Origin of the sequence: Paraburkholderia nodosa DSM 21604 (assembly GCF_000519185.1) — a bacterium.
GTDB classification, from domain to species: Bacteria; Pseudomonadota; Gammaproteobacteria; order Burkholderiales; family Burkholderiaceae; genus Paraburkholderia; species Paraburkholderia nodosa.
The window spans coordinates 24559-47090 of sequence record NZ_JAFA01000010.1; the positions used below are offsets into that span (position 1 = coordinate 24559).

General features: G+C 61.1%; 16 protein-coding genes. 4 read left to right on the top strand and 12 right to left on the bottom strand.

The window, feature by feature from the left end:
- Positions 1-101: 101 nt before the first annotated feature.
- The 6 genes from A3CW_RS46495 to A3CW_RS46500 form a co-directional block, all read right to left on the bottom strand.
- Complete coding sequence (locus A3CW_RS46495; RefSeq protein ID WP_081771689.1) at positions 102-1211, bottom strand: enoyl-CoA hydratase-related protein; 1110 nt, start codon at positions 1209-1211, stop codon at positions 102-104.
- Between the two features lie 91 nt (positions 1212-1302).
- On the bottom strand, positions 1303-1743 hold the full coding sequence (locus A3CW_RS0116475; protein WP_028204557.1) for a nuclear transport factor 2 family protein: 441 nt from the start codon (positions 1741-1743) through the stop codon (positions 1303-1305).
- Positions 1744-1782: 39 nt separating this feature from the next.
- Positions 1783-3807 carry an NADPH-dependent 2,4-dienoyl-CoA reductase gene (locus A3CW_RS0116480; RefSeq protein WP_028204558.1) on the bottom strand — a complete coding sequence of 675 codons (2025 nt, stop codon included), beginning with the start codon at positions 3805-3807 and terminating at the stop codon, positions 1783-1785.
- Between the two features lie 128 nt (positions 3808-3935).
- Positions 3936-5048 carry a lactonase family protein gene (locus tag A3CW_RS0116485; protein ID WP_051481510.1) on the bottom strand — a complete coding sequence of 371 codons (1113 nt, stop codon included), beginning with the start codon at positions 5046-5048 and terminating at the stop codon, positions 3936-3938.
- Between the two features lie 148 nt (positions 5049-5196).
- Positions 5197-5889: a DUF1223 domain-containing protein gene (locus tag A3CW_RS0116490; protein WP_028204560.1), complete on the bottom strand. Its 693-nt coding sequence runs from the start codon at positions 5887-5889 to the stop codon at positions 5197-5199.
- Between the two features lie 97 nt (positions 5890-5986).
- The gene (locus A3CW_RS46500; protein ID WP_051481511.1) at positions 5987-8884 is read right to left on the bottom strand and encodes a sensor domain-containing protein; all 2898 of its coding nucleotides are present in this window, start codon (positions 8882-8884) and stop codon (positions 5987-5989) included.
- A gap of 305 nt (positions 8885-9189) precedes the next feature.
- Here A3CW_RS46500 and A3CW_RS0116500 point away from each other — a divergent pair, with 305 nt between their 5' ends.
- Positions 9190-10356 carry a GGDEF domain-containing protein gene (locus A3CW_RS0116500; RefSeq protein WP_028204561.1) on the top strand — a complete coding sequence of 389 codons (1167 nt, stop codon included), beginning with the start codon at positions 9190-9192 and terminating at the stop codon, positions 10354-10356.
- A gap of 30 nt (positions 10357-10386) precedes the next feature.
- On the opposite strand, the gene A3CW_RS0116505 is transcribed toward A3CW_RS0116500, so the two are convergent.
- The 4 genes from A3CW_RS0116505 to A3CW_RS0116525 all read right to left on the bottom strand — a co-directional run bounded on the left by A3CW_RS0116505 (position 10387) and on the right by A3CW_RS0116525 (position 13833).
- A complete protein-coding gene (locus A3CW_RS0116505; RefSeq protein WP_028204562.1) occupies positions 10387-11193 on the bottom strand; it encodes a substrate-binding periplasmic protein in 807 nt (268 codons plus the stop codon).
- Positions 11194-11331: 138 nt separating this feature from the next.
- Entirely contained in the window at positions 11332-12033 is a 702-nt protein-coding gene (gene ehuD, locus A3CW_RS0116510; protein WP_063750835.1) for an ectoine/hydroxyectoine ABC transporter permease subunit EhuD, read from the bottom strand.
- Positions 12034-12098: 65 nt separating this feature from the next.
- Positions 12099-12905 (bottom strand): IclR family transcriptional regulator, encoded by an 807-nt coding sequence (locus A3CW_RS0116515; protein WP_051481512.1) that lies wholly within the window; start codon positions 12903-12905, stop codon positions 12099-12101.
- 568 nt (positions 12906-13473) lie between these two features.
- Positions 13474-13833, bottom strand: a complete 360-nt coding sequence (locus A3CW_RS0116525; protein WP_028204566.1) for a DUF3564 family protein — start codon at positions 13831-13833, stop codon at positions 13474-13476.
- A 270-nt stretch (positions 13834-14103) separates the two neighbouring features.
- On the opposite strand from A3CW_RS0116525, the gene A3CW_RS46505 reads away from it, so the two are divergent.
- Positions 14104-15990, top strand: coding sequence for a putative bifunctional diguanylate cyclase/phosphodiesterase (locus A3CW_RS46505; RefSeq protein WP_161782939.1), 1887 nt, complete (start codon positions 14104-14106; stop codon positions 15988-15990).
- A 193-nt stretch (positions 15991-16183) separates the two neighbouring features.
- A complete protein-coding gene (locus A3CW_RS46510; protein WP_051481514.1) occupies positions 16184-17356 on the top strand; it encodes a hybrid sensor histidine kinase/response regulator in 1173 nt (390 codons plus the stop codon).
- Here the strand turns inward: A3CW_RS46510 and A3CW_RS0116540 are convergent.
- Entirely contained in the window at positions 17329-19917 is a 2589-nt protein-coding gene (locus A3CW_RS0116540; RefSeq protein ID WP_028204567.1) for an ATP-binding response regulator, read from the bottom strand. The genes A3CW_RS46510 and A3CW_RS0116540 overlap by 28 nt on opposite strands.
- Before the next feature lie 28 nt (positions 19918-19945).
- A complete protein-coding gene (locus A3CW_RS0116545; protein ID WP_028204568.1) occupies positions 19946-20983 on the bottom strand; it encodes a 3-oxoacyl-[acyl-carrier-protein] synthase III C-terminal domain-containing protein in 1038 nt (345 codons plus the stop codon).
- Positions 20984-21491: 508 nt separating this feature from the next.
- On the opposite strand from A3CW_RS0116545, the gene A3CW_RS0116550 reads away from it, so the two are divergent.
- Positions 21492-22364: an AraC family transcriptional regulator gene (locus A3CW_RS0116550; protein WP_028204569.1), complete on the top strand. Its 873-nt coding sequence runs from the start codon at positions 21492-21494 to the stop codon at positions 22362-22364.
- Positions 22365-22532: the final 168 nt, after the last annotated feature.

Consider the following 22532-nt stretch of genomic DNA (forward strand, 5'->3'; position numbering starts at 1 on the left):
TCGGGTTGGCAACCAGCGCCAAAGCGCTCGATTCTCGGGCCATCCTGAACTGGCCGACCATGTCAAAGCTTCCATTGCGACGCGCAACCCGACAAGGCCGCTCAGTCCAGCGCTTTGAGGTCCGCGTCAATCTTCTCAAGCGCGTCCTGCGAGATGAGGCCATCCGTGAATTTCGCCGCCGTCGTCAGCGCCATGCCGCGCGCCATGCCGATCTGCGGATGCGAGGAGATGCCTGGCAGATGCTTTTCGACGATGGCTTTGGCCGCGGCGCTTTCCAGCAGGTCGCCCACGGTGGATTCGATTGAGTAGGACATCAGAGTTTTTTCTCGAATCCCGTCTGTGTGGGCAGACGTCTGCAAATCAGCGCTCGCCGGGCGCTCACCCTGGCTCTGCAACGGCGGCAAGGCTTCGAAGCGTGGGGCACGCCTGGCCTGCCAGCCTGCGATGGCTTCGGACAGTTCCGCGGTATCGAATATGGCGCTCTGAAGCAGCGCCATGTGTTGCAGCGACTCCGCGGTTCCGTGGTCGCGCGCGAAGTTCATCGCCGTCTTGCTCCCTGCCACTGCCAACGGAGATTTCGATGCAATGCTGCGCGCCAGTTCCATCGCATGGTGCTGGAGCGCATCGGCGTCGGGCAGCACGGCATTGACGAGCCCCACGGCGAGCGCCCGTTCGGCGCTCAAACGCTCGCTGGTGTACGCCATCTGGCGCGCGACGCCTGCCGGAATGAGCTTGGGCAGGCGTTGCAGGACGCCCAGATCGGCCACCATGCCGATCTGCGTTTCCTGCAGGCAGAAGAATGCGTCCGCCGTGCATACGCGAATGTCGCAAGCAACGGCAAGGTCGAGCCCGCCTCCGATGCAGCCGCCCTGCACCGCGCAGATGACGGGGAAACGTGCCTTGTCGAGCACGTCGAAGCAGTCCATCAGACCTGCCAGTGCGCGCTGAAAACCGAGGCGCTTGCGTGGACTGCTAGTGTCGAAGTCGTTCGAGATGTTGGCAAACACCTCGAAATCCATGCCGGCCGAAAAGTGCTTGCCCGTCGAACTGATGACGAGCACGCGGACTTCGCCACTCGTATCGAGCGTCTGCACGATTTCGCGCAGGCCCGCATAAAACGCAAGATCCATCACATTGAGCCGGTCGGGACGATTCAATTGAAGATGCGCGATGCCTGCTTCGGTACTGAGGCGAAAGTATTGATCGTTCATGGGGTGCTCGACGAAAGGACGATTCTGATGGGAGCGGCCGTGTCAATGCTTCCGGACATTCCTGCCGCGTCCCTCGATCCGGTTCAGGCGGTTACGACCCGGCTTTATACGCCGGGAGAACATGAGCCAGACGCGCGCCCATCTCGGCGCCCAGTACCTGCAATGCATTGAATGGCCGGATCATCACTTCGAATTCGACGATGCGACCCGCCTCGTCGAAACGGATCATGTCGATGCCTTTGAGCTGCTTGTCCTGCACGGTCGCGCTGAACTCGAGCACGACGTTCAGGCCGTCGCCGCTGCTGAACTGCCGATGGTAGGTAAAGTCCCCGAAAATGGTGATCACCGTACGCAGCGCCATCAGCAATGCGGGCGCGGGACCGTAGGGCTTGAACGCCATCGGCGAGCGGAATACGGCCTCGGGATGCACGATGGAGTCAAGCCGGCTGAGATCCTTGCTGTCCACTAGCTCATGCCAGATCGCGAGGGAGCGCGCGACAGCGGGAGGCAGGTTGAGTGTGGCGTCGGTCATATCGGCTCCGTTTTCAGGTCGGGGGAAAACGCAGTACGCTCATAACGAGGCTGCGAGCGTGGTGCCCTCGTGGATGGCGCGCTTGGCGTCGAGTTCGGCGGCCTCGGCGGCACCGCCGATCACGTGCACCTTGCGGCCGGCGGCCAGCAACTGGTCGGCCAGTTCGCGCTGCGGCTCCTGTCCGGCGCAGACCACGACGTTGTCGACGGCGAGGGTTTGCGGCACACCGTCGATGCTCACGTGCAGTCCATCGTCGTCGACGCGCTGGTATTCCACCGAGGAGGTCATGCCGACGCCGCGCGCCTTCAGGCCCGTTCGGTGAATCCACCCCGTCGTCTTGCCGAGGTTTTCGCCAACCTTCGAGCGTCTGCGTTGCAGCAGATGCACGCTGCGAGCCGCCGGCCCCACCACTGCCCGACGCAATCCGCCGCGTTCGGCATAGTTCGTATCGACACCCCATTCGGCGAAAAATTTTCGCGGATCGAGGCTCGCGGACTCGCCTTCATGCACGAGGTACTCGGCCACGTCGAAGCCGATTCCGCCAGCCCCCACAATGGCCACGTCGGATCCCACCGGCTTGCCGTCGCGCAGCACGTCCAGATAGCCCAGCACCTTGGCATGGCTGGCGCCTTCGATGCGCAGTTCGCGCGGCAGAACGCCGGTCGCCACGACCACCTCATCGAAGCCCTCCTGCATCAGCGCTTCGGCGCTCGCGCGCGTGCCGAGGCGAAGCTCGACGCCCGTCAATTCGATCTGGCGGCGGAAGTAGCGCAGCGTTTCATTGAACTCTTCCTTGCCCGGTACCTTTTTGGCGATATTGAACTGGCCGCCGATCTCGGTGCCGGCCTCGAAGAGCGTAACGGCATGCCCGCGGCTGGCCGCCGTCACCGCGCAGGCGAGACCGGCCGGCCCCGCGCCCACGATCGCCACGCGCTTTGGCTGTGCGGCAGGCCGGATGACGATTTCCGTCTCGTGGCAGGCCCGCGGATTGACGAGGCAGGACGTGACCTTGCCTGCGAACGTATGGTCGAGACAAGCCTGATTGCAGCCGATGCAGGTATTGATCTCGTCGGCGCGACCCTCGCGGGCCTTGCGCACGAATTCGGCATCGGCGAGGAACGGACGGGCCATCGAGACCATGTCGCACGCGCCGTCGGCGAGCAACTGTTCGGCGAGCTCGGGCGTGTTGATGCGATTGGTGGCAACGAGCGGCACCGAGACCTTACCCATCAGTTGCTGCGTGACCCACGCCCAGGCGCCGCGCGGCACCTTGGTGGCGATGGTGGGAATCCGCGCCTCGTGCCAGCCGATGCCCGTATTGATGATGGTCGCACCCGCCTGCTCGATAGCCTGTGCGAGCTGGATGACTTCCTCCAGTGTCGAGCCGCCCTCGACCAGATCGAGCATCGAAAGCCGGTAGATGATGATGAAATCGCGGCCGACGCGTTCCCGCACGCGGCGCACGATCTCCACCGCGAAACGTATGCGGTTCTCGTAACTGCCGCCCCAGCGGTCATTGCGATGATTGGTACGCATCGCGATGAACTCGTTGATGAGATAGCCCTCGGAGCCCATGATTTCCACGCCGTCGTAGCCTGCATATTGCGCGAGGGCTGCGCAGCGGACGAAATCGTCGATGGTTTCTTCAACCTCGTCGTCACTCAACTCGTGAGGGGTGAACGGATTGATGGGGGCTTGCAGCGCACTGGGCGCGACCAGCATAGGCTGATACGAGTAGCGGCCGAAATGCAGGATCTGCATGGCGATCTTGCCGCCTTCCGCGTGGACGGCGCGCGTAATCGTACGGTGCCGCCCGGCTTCCTCTTCCGTGGTCAACATCGCGCCGCCATGCATGGGGCGCGCGCGTTCGTTCGGCGCTATGCCGCCGGTCACGATCAACCCAACTTCGCCACGCGCGCGCTCCGCATAGAACGCGGCCATGCGCTCGAAGCCATTCGGCGCTTCCTCCAGACCGACGTGCATGGAGCCCATCAGCACGCGGTTCTTCAAGGTCGTGAAGCCCAGATCGAGCGGGCGCAGTAGGTGGGGATAGCGATTTGTCATGTTCATGCAACTGGTTGTATGACGGCGAAGTCGATGATGCAACCAGTTGCATAGAGAATCAAGCGAATGCGAGGATTTCGAAAACCTCCTCTACAACGTCTCTTTGATCAGACGTGACTCCCGCACTCCTAGCGCGCTGCGATCCCCTGGGCTCCAGGCGGTACGCCGGTCACTGAACCAATCGGTTCGAGCGTGCCGTCGGGCATCACGCGAAACCCGGTTACGGCGCCGTTGCCCTCCCGCACATAGAGGAATTTGCTGCGACTGCTGAGCGCCATGTCGAGCGGAGCGCTGAGCGTACCTGCAGCGGGATTGAGCAGGTTTATCTTCCCGTCCGCGGCAATGCGCAGACTGCTGATCGTGCCGCTACCGGCATTGGCGGTAAAGGCAAAACGTCCGTCGCCGGTTGTGACGAGCCAGCAAGGTGCGGACTGGCCCAGCGGGATCGCCGCACTGATCGATTCAAGATGTTTGCCGTCTTCTACTTCGTATGAGGAAACCGAACCGGACCCGGCTTCAGAGACGATTGCATAGCCGCGTGTCGTGATGGAAAAACCGAACGGCGTAACGCCGTTTGAGGCATGCGGGGTCGATGTCGAAGCGTAGCCGGTAAAGCCGACGGAATACGTGTCAATGAGTTGCGTGCCCTTTTCGGTCACCAGCAATTCGTTGCCTTCCGGTGCGAACCTGACTTGCGCCGGCTGGGCGGAGGTTCCGCCGGCAAGTGGTCGCTGCGAGCCGGGTAAAGCAACGAGGCGCTTGCCGAACGCATCGACAAAATAGCCGCTAATGTTCGGCGTGCCGCCGGCGTTGAGCACATACGCGATGGGCCCCTTGACCGTCACGCTGACCGGCATCTGACCGCCCGATGGCTTTCTGTCGAGCAACGTCAGTTTGCTGCCGTCGATTGCAAAAAGCGAAACATCATTGCTGCCGGCATTCACCGCGAGCAGAAAGCCCGAGTCCAACGTCAGTGCGCCCTGCGAGCCTAGCGGATCGGCGCCCGTGCCCGCTCCTTTTCCGCCGGTTTGATAGGTGGCCGCGTAGGTCAGTGTTCCGTTTGTGGCTCGAGCATAGACAAGCACCGAGTTTCCGGAAGGCTGGTTCGACATGACGTAGACCGCCCCGGGCGGATCGACCTCGGAAGCGGCTTGCGCAAAGCTGCTTGAAGCGAATCCCAGCGCTGCGGCGAACGCGATGGTCCGCAATGGAAACGATGAAACGTACGTGACAAATGACATGACGAACTCCTTGCCTGGTAGACACGACTTCGTTAAGGGAACTGCCACTGCACTGCACACTCGTTCTTCTCTCGTAGCACCGATTGCGAATATGGAAAGCACACCTTATTAATGACGGTGGGCGCCTGGGAACGTCGGCCCTTGCGGCTCAAGGCGTGCCGTTGGTCACTCGTGCCGCGCCGATGATTGCACCATCCGTCGACTGGATCAGTATTGCCGCCTGTTCACCGGCCGGCGGCGCAGGCTCGAGCTTCAACGGAGCGCCGGTCCATTCGCCGACGGCCTGTATCGAGCGAACGATATTTGACTCCCTGAGCGTACGCCCCGTGTTTTCGCCTCGCCCGACCTCGGTCACGTGCGCGGTGTCATAGCCAACCAGCAAGATCTGACCATGGCCGGTGCCGCGCCCCACCATGACTGATAACGTCCCGCCGTGGCGCACACCACTAACCTCCACCCCTGCTTCGTCCGCTTTCCGCGCGATCGCGATTGCCGCCTCGGCCGCGCGTCGGTTCGAACCCACCAGTCCCTTCTGGCCGTCGATCACCATTTGCGGGGTGTAGGCGCTCTCACCAAACCGGGCGCTGTACTCGGCCTGGCGCTGCGTGGCGGCTTCCAGCGAGTACGGGTCGCGCCAGCCCAGGCCGTCCCAGTACGTCACGTGAAACGCGAGGGGAAGCACCTCCTGACGGTCACGCGATAGCTCAGACAGGTAGGCATCCGCGGGAGGACACGAGGAGCACCCCTCCGAGGTGAACAGCTCGACAACGACGGGCCTGGCCGACGCCACGACGGGTGCGGCCAGAAAAAAGAGCGCGATAGCAACGAGCCGAACGGGCATGATCGGTCTCCAGGGCGACAGACTGCCTCTTAATTCGTTCGGTTACGCATGCCGGTTACAGCCGGAAGGAATATATTTCGTCGGGCCTCGCACGCCCTTACGGATTGACGTCGTGGGCAGCGCCTGGATCGAGAAAACGGGGAAGCGATGCAATGGCAGGCTTCGGCAGCGGCACGCTGTAGAGGAAGCCCTGGGCAATCTCGCAGCCATGCGCATCGAGAAAGGCGGCCTGCTCTATTGTTTCGACGCCTTCGGCAACGACCCGCTGCCCGAGGCAACGAGCGATGGAAAGGATCGCCTTCACGAGTTCGGCATGGCGCCGGTCAGTCGTGACTCGCTGCACGAACGTACGGTCGATCTTGAGCGTATCAATGGGGAATCGGGTCAAATAGCTGAGCGCGGAATAGCCAGTGCCGAAATCATCGATCGCAATCGATAGACCCATGCTTTCAAATTCGAGAAGCGCGCTCAGGACCGAGTCGTCCTCTTCCAGCAGCAGACTTTCGGTAATCTCAAACTCCAGCCACTCCGGTCGACAGCCGGTTTCATTGAGGACATCCTTGACCGTCAGTGCGAGGTCGCGCGACTGAAACTGTCTCGCCGAAAGATTGATCGACACCCTGTGGCGCGCGCCACGCCCGGTGTTCCATTCGACGGCCGAGCGACACGCTTCGCGAAGCACCCACCGCCCAAGATCGACAATAAGGCCGGTTTCCTCCGCAAGCGGCACGAACTGATCCGGGCGAATAAAGCCCACTCCAGGGCGATTCCATCTCAACAAGGCTTCCGAACCGATGACTTCCGCGCCGCGAAGCGTAACCTGAGGCTGGTAATACAACTCAAACTCGCCCAGATCGACCGCGCGCCGCAGCTCCGACTCGAGCGAAAGACGGGCCGTGGCCTCGACGGTCAGGTCCTTCGTGTAAAAGCGAAAACCGCGACGCCCTGAGCGCTTCGCAAGGTACATCGCAGAGTCTGCGTATCTCAGCAAGTCTTTCGCATCGGTGCTGTCGACGGGATACAGCGCAATCCCGACGCTGCACGATATGAACACTTCTCTTCCGTCGAGCAGGAAAGGTTCGTCGAGCCGGCTGATGATGCTCGCGGAGATCTCCTCGAGGATGCCGCGATCGGCAATCTCGGGCAGCAGAACGGCGAACTCGTCACCACCAAAGCGGGCAACCGTGTCCCCCACCCGCACGCATGCAACCAGGCGATGCGCGGCCTCACGCAGCAACTCATCGCCGACCGCATGACCCATCGTGTCGTTGACACCCTTGAAGCGGTCCATGTCGATCATCATGACGGCCGCATAGTGGCCGTGCGTGCTGTTCGCGATCGCCAGACGCAATTGCTCGTTGAACAGGACGCGATTCGGCAGCGCGGTTAACGCGTCGAAGTACGCCATCCGATGGATCTTTCCTCGGGAAGCGTGCAGTTCCGAAATATCCCGCCCTACGGCAAGGACGGTTTCCACCTTGCCGTCCGCTCCCAGTTCCGCTGTCAACCGGATCAGCTGGCATAGTTCCCTGTTCTCGTCAGGCCCCCAGACCAACTCGAATTCCCTGTCGCTTGCCGTCGCGAATACTTCCCTGAGCTGCTGCTCATAGAGGACAGACCCTGGCCCGCCTGGATATTCGGCCGGCGTCCTGCCGAGCAGCGCTTTTGCGCCTCCCTTGGCGAGCGCGGCGAAAGTTGGATTGACGTAGAGGCGTCGGCAATCCCGTCCGTAACGGGCAACCGTATCGGGCGAGTTTTCAACGAGGGTTCGAAATTCGCGTTCCCGGCGGGCCAGTTTTTCCTCGAAACGGCGCCGTTCACTCATGTCGCGTGCCACGCCGAGGACGCCCGCCACCGTCCCCCCTGCATCGAACACCGGCAGACGTCGAGTTTCGAGCAATGTACGTTCACGGGTCGACGGAGCAACCACCCAATCGTCGTTCACGCAAACATGCAGCGCATCGATTGCTGCCTTGTCGCGTTCCCGGAAGTAGTCCGCCAGCTCGGCATCGAAAATGTCGTAATCGGTTCTGCCGAGAATTTCAGCTTTCGGCTTGCCGACAAATTGCTCGAAGCTGTAATTGCAAAGCAGGAAGATGCCAGCGGTGTCCTTTAGCCACACCATATCGGGGATGGTATGGAGCACGGTCATCAACTGTGCGCGCGCGTCGGACAGTTGACGCGCCTTGTCTTCGAGGCGTCCGTTGAGTTGAAGGATCCTTTCGTATTGGGCGCGCTGCTCGGACTCCGCCCGCTTACGTTCGGTGATGTCCAGAATCGCACCGATCAAGCCGGCCTGGCGGCCTTCATCGTCGTGGAAAACCGCCTTGCTGAACTCCACGTCGCGCACGGCTTTCTTTGCGTTCTGGACCTTGAATTCGTATCGCTGGATACCGCCTTTCGCGAACAGCTCCTCGTCCATGGCGAAATAGGTTTGCGCCAGCTCGGAAGGACTCGTCTCAAAGACGGTCTTGCCGATGAATCGCTCCTTGGGGACGCCAAGAAATTCTTCGAAAGCCCGATTGAGATGAAGGTACCGCCCTTCCCTGTCTTTCGAAAAGACAGGAATGGGCATGGTATCGAGCAACGATTCGAGAAACGACTCGCGTTCACGGAGCTTCGCCTCCGCACGTTTGCGCGCCGTGATGTTGAAATAGATCGCGAGCACCGCAGGAGCCGCGTCCGCTGTCGGATGGCTTACGAACTGCACGAGGTAATGTTCGCCCTGCATCTGCGGCAGCCCATCGAACGTCAGTTCCAGCTCACGCGCAACGCCAGTGATCGCGACTTCGCGAATGGTATCGAGGTACTGCTGCAGTGCCTGGGGTGAAAACATCCGGGCTTCGGCATTCGTCGCGCAGGCGCTTTCGGATGCGGCCCTCATCATCGCCATGGCCGCGCTATTCATGTAGCGCCGTTGGCCCTGCGCGTCGTAACGGATGACCGGCATAGGCAGGTTGCTGAGCGGCTCGCCGTAGTCGCTTTCTGCGTCCATTCCAGGGTTTCTCATGCTGTCAAAGAGAATGTGTGCTCGTACAACGCCATCTACGCACGCGTTCCCGGAATCGGCAACTTCAACAACGCGCAACACGGCATGCCATCAATGCGGTAACGGCAGGATACGGGAATTCTGAAGAGCGTAAAAATGGGAGCCGATGGATTTCCGGCAAGCACATGGCGGGCATTGTCCGCGAATTCATTCAACGCTTGCGTGTGTTATCGATCACGCCTCACTCTGGCATCGCTTTAGACGACATCGATATGTTATATAGGCGCAGTGCCTACTCTCGCCGAACCTGCATGCCGCTCTTCGATCTGCGCACGGTCATCCTGATGTCTTCGGTTATGCCGGGACTCATGGCAATCGCGTTGTTCTCGCTGGCCCGAAGCTTTCCTCAGAACATACGCGGCGTCCGTCATTGGGCATCAGGTGCGCTGGTGGTCAGCGTATCGGTACTCCTCCTCGCGTTTCGCGGCAGCGTGCCGGACTGGCTTTCGATCCTGGTTGCGAACTGCGGAATCGTTTTTGGCACGGGGCTGGGACTCGTTGGCACCCAGCTCCTCTATGGGTGCCAACCCAGCTGGCGCTTCGTCTCGCTACTCGTCTTCGTTGCCGCGGCCGGCACGACCTGGCTGTGGCTGGTCCATCCATCGGTTGCAGGCCGCACGATCGTGATCACTGGGGTGCTCGCGGTACTCTACGGCACGCACGGCGTGGTTATGCTCCGCCTGGGTCGACCCAGCCGCACGGCGCTTTCCGTTGGCGCACTGCTTCTTGCCGAATGCGCTGTTGCGGGCGCACGCTGCATCTCCGTCGCGCTTGCAACGAGGGGCCTACCCGATCTCTTTCATCCGGAGTGGATGCAGACGGCGTATCTCACCGCGGGCGCCGCGTTTTCCCTGCTCGTGACAGTGGGCCTGCTGCTGATTGCCATGGAGCGGTTACGCATCCAGCTCGAGCGGCAGTCATACCGCGATCCGTTGACAGGTTTGCTCAACCGCCGCGCGCTCGCGCTCGCATTCGAAGAGGAACGTGAACTGGCGAAGCGTAACGGGGCCGTGCTCTCCATGCTCCTGATCGACCTCGACCACTTCAAACGGGTCAACGACGAGCATGGGCACGATATGGGAGACAACGTCCTGATCGACTTCGCGGAGCGCGCCAGCGCGGCGATGCCGGCGTCAGCGTATCTCGCGCGCTGGGGAGGAGAAGAGTTCGCCGTGCTGCTGCCGGCGCTCGCCCTCCAAGACGCTCATCGGCTGGCCGAAGCGATCTGCGCGCGAATCTGCGAGCCCGGCTTCACTGCGCCCGTGATTCGATACACATGCAGCATCGGCGTGGCCTGCCTTGCCGCCGCCGAGGCGACGATCCAGCAACTGGCGCGCGATGCCGACACGGCGCTCTATCACGCCAAGCATCTCGGCCGCAACCGCGTGGAGATCTGCGACCGCGCATTTGCTGCATGAAACAGCCAGGCAGCCCGGTAGGCGACGAAATCAGTTCTTCACCGGGAAATACCAGAGATTGCGGTCGGTGTAGCCGAACTGCCTGATGATCGATGCCAGCGTGCCGTCGGCCCGCATCTCGTCGAGCGTTCGCGACACCGCGTTGTTCAGATCGACGTCGCCCTTGCGCAACGCGTAGCGCGCGTACCCGTACTCCTGCGGCAGCGGCCTGTAGTCAGCCACCATTTGCATGGCGGCAGAGGGATGCTGCTTGAGGAATTGCCCGATCTTGATGTCGTCTTCCATCGCGACGTCGATGCGCCCCGCGATCAGATCGGAGAACTCCGCCTCGTTGCTCGTGTAGAGCTTGAGTTCCTTCAGGTCCTTGCGCCCTTCGAGCAACTGGTGATTGATGCTTCCCCGCACCGTGCCGACGGTATGCCCGGCAAAGTCGTCCCACCCATGAATCTTCGACGGATTGCCACGCTGTACCGCGATGCCCGATCCGTACCAGTATGCCGGGCTCGTGAATGCCACGACGCGCAGGCGCTGCTCGTTCTCGTGCAGGTTGTCGACGATGACGTCGGCGCGTCCGGCGAGCAGCGCCGGAATCATCGCGTCGAACGGCACGATATCCCACGTAACCTTCGTGATCTTGAGCCGCTTCGTAATTTCGCGGAAGATGCGCACGTCCGCGCCGTCGAACATGTGTGTTTTTTCGTCCCGGAAGGTCGACGGCGGATCGGCGGCGATCACGAGCGTGATGCCGTTCCTGATGGCGCGCGCGTACGAACCGTCTCCGCCATCGAAGCGCACGTCGCTGATTGCGGTGTTATCAGCCGCATGAGCATTGGACAACAAGGTTGCAACACCCATCAATATCGATGCAAATGCCAGCGTAGCCTTACGCATGAAACGCCCCGAATTAGTTAGTTATCCAGATGTGGTGAATCAATCGTGTTATTCGCCTTGCTGCCTCACGCGCGAGCGCGCCGGTCATCGCGGACGCACTACGGCGTTCGCCGTGCGCGTGGTACCCATCTTGCGCTCGAGCCAGTGCACGACCAGGGCACTCGGCCAGGAAAACGCCAGATAGAGTGCGCCGACCAGCGTGAATATCGTGACGTACTGGAAGTTCGTCGACGAGATGATCTGGCCGGTGAACATCAGCTCCTTGACCGTCACGATCGACACGAGCGAGGTGTCCTTGAAGAGCGAAATCGCATAGTTGCCGAGCGGCGGTACGACGATACGGATGGCCTGGGGAAGCACGATCAGGCGCAGCGTCTGGCGGCCGGACATGCCGAGCGCCTTCGCGGCCTGCGTCTGGCTCTTCGGCACGGCTTCGATGCCCGCGCGATACACCTCGGCGAGATACGCCGAATAGTTGATCGACAGCCCGATGACACCCGCCGTGAACGGCGCGAAGCGAATCCCGAATGAGGGCAGCACGAAGTAGATGTAGAACAGTTGCAGCAGCGCGGGCGTGCCGCGAATGACCTCGATATAGACCGATGCAATGGCTCTCGGCAGACGCGCGCGGCTGATTCTGGCGATGGCGAGCAGCAGGCCGAACGGCAGGCTGAGCGCCAGGATGCTAAAGGTCAGTTCGATGCTCGTGAGCGCCCCTTTGAGCAGATCGGGCAGATAGCTGCTCACGTCGTGCAGATCGAACAGATCGAAAAAGGTGGTCAGCATGAGGTCCTCGCCCCGTCGCGGGGGCATCAGTGATCCGCCAGGAAGAGGCGCGCCAGCTCGCCGCGTTACGCGCCAACCTGCGCGCCGAGCATCCGGCTGATGCGTTCTGCATGGTTGCGCAGCGTGCGCCCCAGCGCGTGCAGGTCGTCGTCATCCAGTCCGTTCTTGAGCGTCGTCACGCTGATCGCAGCCACGCCTTCGCCGTCGCGGTTCGTAATCGCCGCGCCGACGCAAACCACGCCCAGATTGTCTTCTTCGTCGTCGAATGCGTAGCCGCGCTCGGCGACCAGGATCAGATCCTTCATCAACTCCGCGGGTGTCAGGCGGGTGTACTCGGTGCGGCGCGGCATGCCGGTATGCGCCAGCAGCTTGACGACCCGCGCCGGCGGCAATAGCGCGAGCAGGGATTTGCCGAGCGCCGAGCAATGCGGGAGTTCGCGTTGTCCGAGTGCGGACGCGATCCGCACGATGCCCGGCGCCTCGACACGGTTGATTGCGACTGCGTAGCCGTAGTCGTCGAGCACCGCAAGCCGGGAGGTGAGACCGGTCGTGTCGGTCAGCTCGCGCAGAACCGGCATCGCAAGCTGGGATATGCCGACGTCTGCCGCCGCCCGGTCGCCGAGGTGCACGAGCGCAAAGCCGAGCCGATAGCGCCGTGAGCCGCCGAGGCGCACATCGGTGACGTAATGACGGGCGAGCAAGGTCTGCAATAACTCGAACGCCGTGCTCTTCGACACGCCGATTGCCGTCGCAATCTCGGCAACGGTAAGCCCCTCGTTATCGCTGCCCCCCAGCGCCTCCAGGACATCGAGCGCGCGGCTTACGCTGCGAAGCGCGTTGCGCTCCCCAATGGTTTGGTCCGTTTGTGTCATTTGTATTTCGTCTTTTATCCGCTAGCGGGCGGCCGAGCGTTTCAGCCAGCTTAGCGCTGCCAATATTGACAGTCATCAAGGTGGAAACTACCATAAATAACGCGCCGAACGACGTTCGGCCTAGCCGAACAAAATATCTATTCGGCATACAGGACGCCTGATTCATGGCGTGCCTTACGCAGGTAAATGACAACAGGAGGCCGCAGGGCCGGTGGTGCGCTCGGGGCATGCATGCGCGGCGCCATATTCCGACGGCAAATAAAGATGGGAACAGTGTCAGAAAGGGGTTTGGACGGTGGCGGGGAACCGAGAAAGTCGGGCGCCTGGTCGTCGCAAGTCGCTCACAGCGATATCCTGCACATCAAATCCGTGATTCAGCGATTGTCTGCGGAGGACCTGAACGAGTCGCGTTTGCCGCCAGCCTATTGGCGAAAGCGCTTGCAGGAAATCATGCAAAGCCATCAATTGTCGAAAAGCCAGTTCGACGAAATCGACCGGCTACTCGCGACATTGAAGGAGTAATGGCGCACGGCAACGGAGACGGCTCACACGGCCGTCTTACGAACGACTAGCAGGCAAAAAGCGAATTCGCGGCGCGCACCGATTTATGGTCAACAGCCTGCAACCGCCACTGCCATGCTGTTTCGTTGCACGCGCTGTGATCCGACCAGCGCGCATCGCCATGGCCCGAGTGGACTTCCTGCCGCTCGTTCAGGCTGAGACCGCGCATGATGCAAAGGGGTGCATCGGTTTGCGGGGCGCATAAGACCGTCTCGTCGCCGCCACCGCGGACGTCGCCCCACGAAGGCAGGTTGACACCTTCATGTGACTCGCGCGACCAGCGTTTCTGGTCGAGATCGATCCACACAAGGGCGAATTCGTGTTTGACTGCCGGGTCGGAACCATTGATCAGGATGGTCAGTCGCATGAGCACTCCGTGCAGTGCGGCTCGTTAGTGGGATCGCGGCTCGAATCGCAAGTTGTCAGTCTAGAAGTTCCGCGATGGAACGCAAGCGGATTTTCCATATATTGGGAAATCTCCGTGGTGCGGATACGCACATAACGCGTAGGTGCAACCGGGATTCGGTGACGTCGGCGCAGCTTCGGTTCGCCCGGGGGGCGGAATGAGTTCACCGCATCCTTGCGTCCGATCTGGTCTATGCTCATGAAATCATATGATCTGAATCGGGGAGACGACGTGCTTACGTCCGCCAGGGGCGACAAGTTCTGGACCACCGGCATTTTGCGCCGCATTTATGTTCTCCGGGTCCTCGGCTACGCGATCGGCTCCATACCCGTCCTGGCCTTGCTGCACGTGCAACATGCGCCGGCGTTGCGCTTCTTCGGCGTTCTTGCCATCTGTCTCATCTGGCCGCATGTCGCTTATTTGCGGGTACGCACTGCCGCTGACGATGCACTCCGCAAAGAGAAATGGAGCCTACTCTTCGATTCGGCTTTTGGCGGCTGGCTGGCCGCGGCGGTTCATTTCGAACCGGTCGCAACCGTCGTCATCCTGTTGATGTTTGCGCTCGACACCATGGCGGTGGGTGGTTGGCCGGTCTTCGTCGCCGGGTTGGGCGCGAGTGCGGCGGGCCTTATCGCGGGAGCGGCAATCTTCGGTATCGCCGCAACGCCGCTGGACGTACGGATCGCGCCGGTGTGGCTGCCCATCATCTTTATCTATCCACTCCTTTTCGCCAAAACGACCCATGACATGTCAGTCAGGCTTCTCGATCGGTCGCGCCGTTTACGCGAACTCAGCGAATGCGACAGCCTGACCCGGCTCGCGAATCGTTCGGCGCTCAGCGCACGATTGCAGGCACTCCTTACTGATCCCGCCCGCCACGGCGAATCCGTCTACGTTGTGTTCCTCGACCTGGACACGTTCAAGACCGTCAATGATGCGCTCGGACACAGCGTCGGCGATCAACTGCTCGTCGAAGTTGCCGGACGTCTGCGGGCCTGCGCCCGCCCGGGCGACATTCTCGGTCGCTACGGCGGCGACGAGTTCATGATCGTTGCGCCGCGCGGGCGGGACGACACACGCTTCGATCTGCCCGATGCCGTGCTCGCAGCGATCGCGAAGCCGGTGCTCGTCGGCAGAAATGAGCTCGTGGTGAGCGCGAGCGTCGGCATCAGCGTGTTTCCAGCGGATGGAGACAATGTCGAAACGCTGATCTCGTGCGCGGACATGGCAATGTACGCGGCCAAGAGTCGTGGCCGCAATTGCTGGGATCGCTATCGACCTGAAATGCGCGAGAACGCCGACGTAAAGCTCATCCTTTCGGCGCGTCTGAGAAAGGCGATCGAAGCAGGTACGCTGCGCGTGCACTACCAGCCACAGGTCGACATGCGCAACGGCCGGGTGCTTGGCGTCGAAGCCCTCGCGCGTTGGCACGATGAGATTTACGGCGAGATCGCCCCTGCCGAATTCGTGTCGATGGCGGAAGCATCGGGATTTGTCGCGATGCTCGGCGAGTGGGTGCTGCGTGAAGCTTGCCGTCAGTCGGCGCTTTGGAGGCACATGGGGATTGCGCCCGTGCGCATATCGGTCAATCTGTCGCCGCTTCAGTTGCAACGCACGGATATTGTCGAGACATTTCAGGCCATCCTGCGGGAGACGGGTGTCGATCCGACCGAACTCGAACTCGAGGTCACCGAAACTGCGTTGATGAAGCAACCGGAGATCGCCGCGCGCCGCCTTCACGAATTTCGCCGCGCGGGTATCCGTATTGCAATCGACGATTTCGGCATGGGCTACTCGAGCCTGAGTCAATTGCGCGCGCTGCCGGTCGATCGCATCAAGATCGACCGTGCATTCATGCAAGGCGTCGGGGAAACGGACACGGGTGCGATCGTGAAGGCGATCGTGACGCTTGCGCAGACGCTCGGTTTATCCGTCATCGCCGAAGGGGTGGAGACGCTCGCGCAGCAGGAGTTCCTGCTCGCTCTCGGTTGCGTGGAAGCGCAAGGATTTCGCTTCAGCAGACCGCTCGATGCCGGGAGCATCACGCGTGTGCTCGCCGACGGCAGCCCGCTACCGCAGCCTTCGCTTGCCACGCTTGGCGAAAACGTCATCGTCTGAGCCGCGCAGCGCCGCGCGGGCAAGCAACGCCTGAAAGTCCACGCAAGTGCATGCTATGCTGGCGTCACGTGACTTGCCAAAACCCACAATACTCCAGCGCATCAGCGACATCAAAAAGTCCGTGTGCGATCGTTGTGAATATGCCGCCCGACCCGGCTTGTGGTCCGCACACCGTTGATACGCTGAACATGCAATGACAAGCGCCATGCGTAAGCCGTTCTCCATTCTTTTCGTCGATGACGACGAGATGTCTCGCACCCACTTCGCGCGCGCCATCCAGGGGCTTTACCCGGTTCATCTCGCGCGCAACGCGGACGAAGCCATCGAGATACTCGAGGAGCACGGAGCGGACATCGCTGTCCTGGTGACCGACTTCCGCATGCCGGTCAGCAATGGCGATCAACTGCTGCGTGAAGCCGCCCAACGATATCCCCGAATCGTGCGGATTCTGGTGACCGCTTATGCGGACAAGGACATGTTGTTGCGTACGGTGAATACGGGCGGCGTATTTCGCATTATCGAAAAGCCGCTGCGGATCGAAACGGTACGCGAGACGCTGCGCGAGGCGATTGCGCAGTGGACCGAGCGTGAAACGCGTCAGCACCAATTGCTGGCGATGGACGAGACGCTTGCTTTCCTCGCGCACGAGTTGAACACGCCTCTGGCAACGATCGCACTGATTGCGCAAACCATCGAAAGCGGAAGCGGCGAGTCCGATCCGATGCCCCAGAGCAAGGTCACCGATGCGGCAAGCTCAATGCTCGCCAATGCGCAGTACTGCATGACACTGATCTCTTCTTTCTGGGCGAGCTTGCACAAAAGCGGCGGCGCGCAGTCCTTATCGCGCGCTGGCGCCCGGGAAGTGCGGGCGACGCGCCTGATCGCCACGTTGCTCGACACTTACCCGTTCTCCGCCTCGCAACGCGACTGGATAGCCGTTGACGTGCAGGACGATTTCGTCGTGCGCGCGATGCCCAATTGCGTGACGCTCGTCCTCTCTTCGTTGCTGTCGAACGCCCTGCGCGCGCTCAGCCACACGCCCCGCCCTTCGTTGCACATTGATGTGCTCGACAATCTCGAACCGATGATCCGCGTGCGCGACAACGGTCCTGGCATTGCTCCCGAAATCAAGGCGCGACTCTTGCAGGACCCCATCACGACTCACGCCGAAGAAGGTGGCCATGGCATGGGCATGATCTTCTGCAACCGCATCATGCGATCTTTTGGCGGCGGCCTCGAAATCGACACCACCTTGGGCGTCGGGACGACCGTGACCATGCGCTTTGGCACCCGCAAGGAACGCGCGAAAGCCACTGGCACGGAACGGCCGCTCGAACCTCAGTCCTCGCTCGATACGCCCGGCTGATCGACCGGGCTTATCGCAGCCACAAAATACTGATGCAGCGCGTCGGCCGAGCGGTTTCCCAGCGCGGTGGTCTGGTCGAACCAGTCGGTCTCGACCGGCCATTGGCCATCGAGAACCCGCGGATAGATCTGCTTGACATACAGGTGCAGCGCTTTCGCGCCGATGTTCCCGCTGATACCTAAAAGAACGTGCAGCGTCGCGTGCACTGCCCGGATGTCACCGGCCTCTACACTGCTTGCAAGCTGCGCCAGTAGCGAGCGGATTTGCGCAATGCCCTTGAGGAAGGTCTGATCCAGCATGTCGAGCGACGCCAGTTCGTCGAGATGCGCCTCATCGAGCAGGTCGTTTTCCGCGATCGCTGCCCGATTGGCAGCACGACTTGCAACCCGCATGACCGGCACCACCGGCCGCTCGCGTTTCTCCGGGGCGCTCGCCACGCGCGAGTGTGCAAACTGCCGCGCGAGGCAGGCATAGAGCACGCCGACCTGCACGGGTTTAGTCATGACCTCGTTCATGCCCGCTGCGAGACAGGCCCTGACCGCCGCCATATCGGACTGGCCGGTCAGGGCCACGATAGGCATCTCGCCATACTCGTCCACGCGGGCGCGAATCCACGCTGCCGTCTCCACGCCGCCCATGCCGGGCATGTTCATGTCCATCACGATGGCGTCGACGTTGCCGCCGCCCTGCAGGCGCGCCAGCACGCCCTGTCCGTTTTCCGCCTCCACGACGCTGGCGCCACATCGCTCCAGATAGCTCTTCGCCACCATCCGGCTGTAGGTGTCGTCGTCCGCGACGAGAATCGTCTTGCCAGCGAATCCGTCAAAGCGTGGGTGGCGCAAATGGCGATCGCCGCTTTCCATGAGTTTCTGCAGCGTACTCAGCAGTTCCACCATGCGTATGGACTTGCTGATCGTTGCGTCCATGCCGGCACCCTTCGCGAGCACACGAGCCAGGTTGTGAGCTTCGGCCGTATAACCGACCACAAGAAGACTCCCGCCAGCCAGGTCGGCATCGGAACGGATCTTCTCCGTGGTCGTGTAGCCGTCGAGACCCGGCATGTTGATGTCCATCAGCACGAGATCGTAGGCGGAACTCTCTCGAAGGAGCGTGAGCGCGCGTTCGCCGCTCTCCGCTTCGACAACCCGGGCGCCCACCCCTGAAAACGCGTGACAGACTTTCTCGCGTATCACCGCGTCATCGTCCACAAACAGTATCGCCTTCCCGCTAAAGAACTCCGTGGCGCGCGCGAGAAGCGTCTGCCGGTAAGCCGCGATTTCGCTCTCCGGTATGGCAGGAAACTCGAGCGTAAACTGGGTGAATCTGCCGGGTTCCGAACGGCACTCGATCGTGCCGCCGAACGAGCGCATCGCACGCTGGCAGTAGGCGAGCCCCAAACCCGTGCCGGCAGAATTTCCCTGGGTACGGAAAGGCTCGAACAGATGGGACATCATCTCGGCTGCGATGCCCGGTCCCGTATCGTGAACGATCACCTTGTTCCGGTCGACAGTCAGCGTAAGTGTTGCCGTGGGATGCGCCGCCATGTGATGCAGCGCATTCTTGATCAGATTGAACAAGGTGAACAGATAGACGGTCTCGTCGACCTTGAAGGTAAAGTCTTCGAGGACCATCAGTTTCACGCGGCTGCGCTCTTTTCTGCCGCTAAAACCGTACTCGTCGAGCGCCTTGCGTGTCGCCTCCGCCGCGCTCGCATAGTTGAGATTGTCCGACTGCATGGGCTTGGCGCTGACTTCATCGAGCGTCATCGCGATGATTCTCAGCCCGCGATCGATCGCCAGCTGTCCGTGCGCAACGTGCTGCGAGAGCGAAGCCACCGCGTCGACCGGCAACGCCGGCGAGGGCCTCGACTCGGCCATCGCGGGCAGCGCCTCCTCGACGCGATCGAGCACGTACCTGAGCTGGCTGAGCGGATTCCTCATTTCATGGGCGATCGTGCCCGCGAGCGCACGAAGTGCGCCGTTCTTCGCCTGTGCCGTGATCCCCCGCATGTTGCTGTAGCTGAACGTGAGGCCCGCGCTGATGCCGAACGCAAAAACCGGCAGGTAGGTGTAGAGCAGCAAATGGCCGTCGACGTGAAGGGACTCCGGATTGACAATCCACGCGCAGAAGATGGCGAGGCCAACCCCGAGGGCGAGATTCAGCGCCAGCGCGACGAACGACGGAAATATCGCAATCAGGAAAAACATCATCCCGACTTCCGCCATCGACCAGATCATCGAATAATGGCCGGTTATCAGGTAGTAGGTGAAAAAGAACGGTAGCGTATAAGCTACCGTCAGGAAGTAATACCACGGCAGGAAAGGCACTGCTGCTGCGGGCCAGAAGCGGCGCAGCAGCAACAGCAGACAGGCGAGCGCGCCGATCACCCGCATCAGCGTGCTTTCATTGGGTTGGGGGTCGATGTACGTCCACCACAACCAGTACAACGGATGTCCGATTGTCCCGATGACGCCCACCGCCAGCACGCTAAGGTCCGACAACCCGTACGCGTCGCGAACCCGCTGCTTCAGATAGCGAACGCCTCCTGCAATGCCTTTCATATCGTTCTCAATAAACTGATACCGCGCCTCAGAACAGGAAGCTGCTCACGTTGAACGACATACCGGCGCTGCCGACCCAGCACATCGCCCTGTCGCCCCGCTTTAGCTTCCCGGTCTCCTTGGCCATTGAAATCGCGGCCGGAATCGAGGCGGAAACGAGATTTCCGGTATCCGGATAGATGTGATACATCTTATCGTCGATGCCTGCCTTCACGCCGTAGCCGTGCCACGCGGCCTTTGAGGAGGCGTGCGTAAACACGATGTCGATGTCTTTTTTGGGAACGGCCAGTCTGGAGAAGACTTCGGAAAGCTCATCTGAATTTTTGTGCAGTTCGTGGCCGAACGAGGTGAACCGCATTTCGCCGTTCTTGCCGATACGGTCGGTGGGGTGGCAATACCCCTCGTAGCCAGGAATCGGAATCGTGCACAGGTCCGAGACATCCGGCTTGCCGCGAAACGCAAAGCTGAAGTTGTCCGGCTCCTTCGCCACCACCAGCGTGGCCGTCGCCGCTTCGCCTATCGTAAACGACGGCAGCGTGTATTCGACCTGGGCGTGATGCTTGAGCGCGAAATTCGAAGGATAGAGCGGTCCCCCTGCGAGCATATTGAATTCGGCATTCACGATCATCGCGTTTTTATACTGGCCGGTCTTGAAGAGGCTGTCGACAATCGACATGGCCCGCGTCCAGCTCATGCAGGCATCGACAACATCGAAACATTCGGCATTACCAAAGCCGAGCGTGCTCGCCATCATGTGACTGTTGCCCGGCTCGAGGAACCCTCTGCCGATGCCGACGAAGATGAACAGCTCGATGTGCTCCGGCCTCAGATACGTTTCCGACAACACCTTGCGCGTCGCCATCGCGACGTGATCGATCGGCGACTCATGGCTGTCGCACCAGCGACGATGGACCAGACCGCTCCGGTCAAGCAGTGTCTTGATGGTTCGCACGGTCCTGTCGATGTCGCCATCGAAAGCCGTAGAGTGGGACCGGATCATATCGACAACTTCTTCGTTCGTGACGACCCTCGAAGGGAGACTGACTGCGACGTTCTTGATAAGCATAGAGAATCCGTGAATCGCGAAAAGATGGATGAGTAAAGGTCTCGCGCGTATGGCACGCGGATACCTGGACACCAGATATCCGGCCGGACGGCCCCCGTACGTTAGCGCCCCCACCGTTTATCACGAATTTTCCCTCTTCCCTACGCGTTGACTTTCAGCGGCCGGACCTCGAGCGCCCGGCGCTCGTCGCCATGCTCCCGGGAGCCTGCCTGCCGCCCTCCCATCCTTTCAATTCACCTTTTGACTGCCTGAGCCGTTCGGCGACGGCTCAGGCTTCACTGCTCATGTTCGGTGCATACTTCGCGGGAGTCACCCCGAACGAAGTATCGGCAACAGTGAGTGAAACTTGAGAGTCGGGCGATCCCGTACTGCGCACCTGCGCAAGACCGGCTTAATGACCTGGAGTCTTATCAGGCAGGCCGTCAGGAGATTGAGCAAGCGCGGCTAGGCGCGATAGTTCAACCCTAAGCGACCATAACGCCTGTCGCACCATCCAGATATCCAGACCATGCAAGCTCACGTTGACGCCACTCGCGCTTACACGAAGCGCTTCGATTCCGTACTCGCCTACATCGAAACGAATCTCGATGGGGATCTCTCAGTGGAAACGCTGAGTCGCGTCGCGAACTTCTCGAAGTTTCATTTTCATCGGCAGTTTGCCGCCTATGTGGGAGTGCCAGTCGCACGCTTCGTGCAACTGATGCGCCTGCGCAAGGCGGCACAACGCCTGGCTTCACGTGAGTTCTGTTCGGTGCTCGATGCCGCATACGACGCAGGCTTCGACAGCCCCGAAGCCTTCAGTCGCGCTTTCAAGCGCGCATTCGGCACGTCGCCGAGTGCGTTTCGCGAGCATCCGAACTGGCAGATCTGGAGCGCGACTTTTGTCGTCCCCTATTTTTCGAGGAAACTCACCATGCAAGTCCAGATCGTCGATTTTTCTGCAACGCGCGTCGCCGCGCTTGAACATTGCGGACCCACCGGGCTCGTCAACGAGAGCGTGCGCAAGTTCATTGACTGGCGAAAGCAAAGCGGGCAATCCCCGGTTACGTCGAGCAGGACGTTTGGTATTCCGCGCAATAATCCGGATACGACGCCGGGAGAGGCATTTCGCTTCGATATCTGCGGCGAGATCGACGAACCGGTCGCAGCGAATGTCTACGGTATCCGCGAACTCGTCATTCCGGGCGGCCGGTGTGCCGTGGTTCGGCATACCGGGTCGACGGACCACGTCGGCGAAACAATCTATCCGGTCTATCGCGACTGGCTGCCTGCAAGCGGAGAAGAACTGCGGGACCACCCGCTGTTCTTTCACTATCTAAGTGTGTTTCCGGAAACGCCGCAGGACCAGTGGCAGACCGACATCTACATTCCCCTCGTGTGAGCGGAGGCAGTCGAGCGCGGCGACCACGTGGTCGCCGCGTGCTTCCGACACGCGTGCCTTAGGGATCGTGTTCAGAACTCGTTTGCCGCACCGAGCCATCAACATAGAGCCGATGTGGTGCAGGCGATGCGCCACCTGGCTCGAATGCAGCGCGACATTCGGCATAAA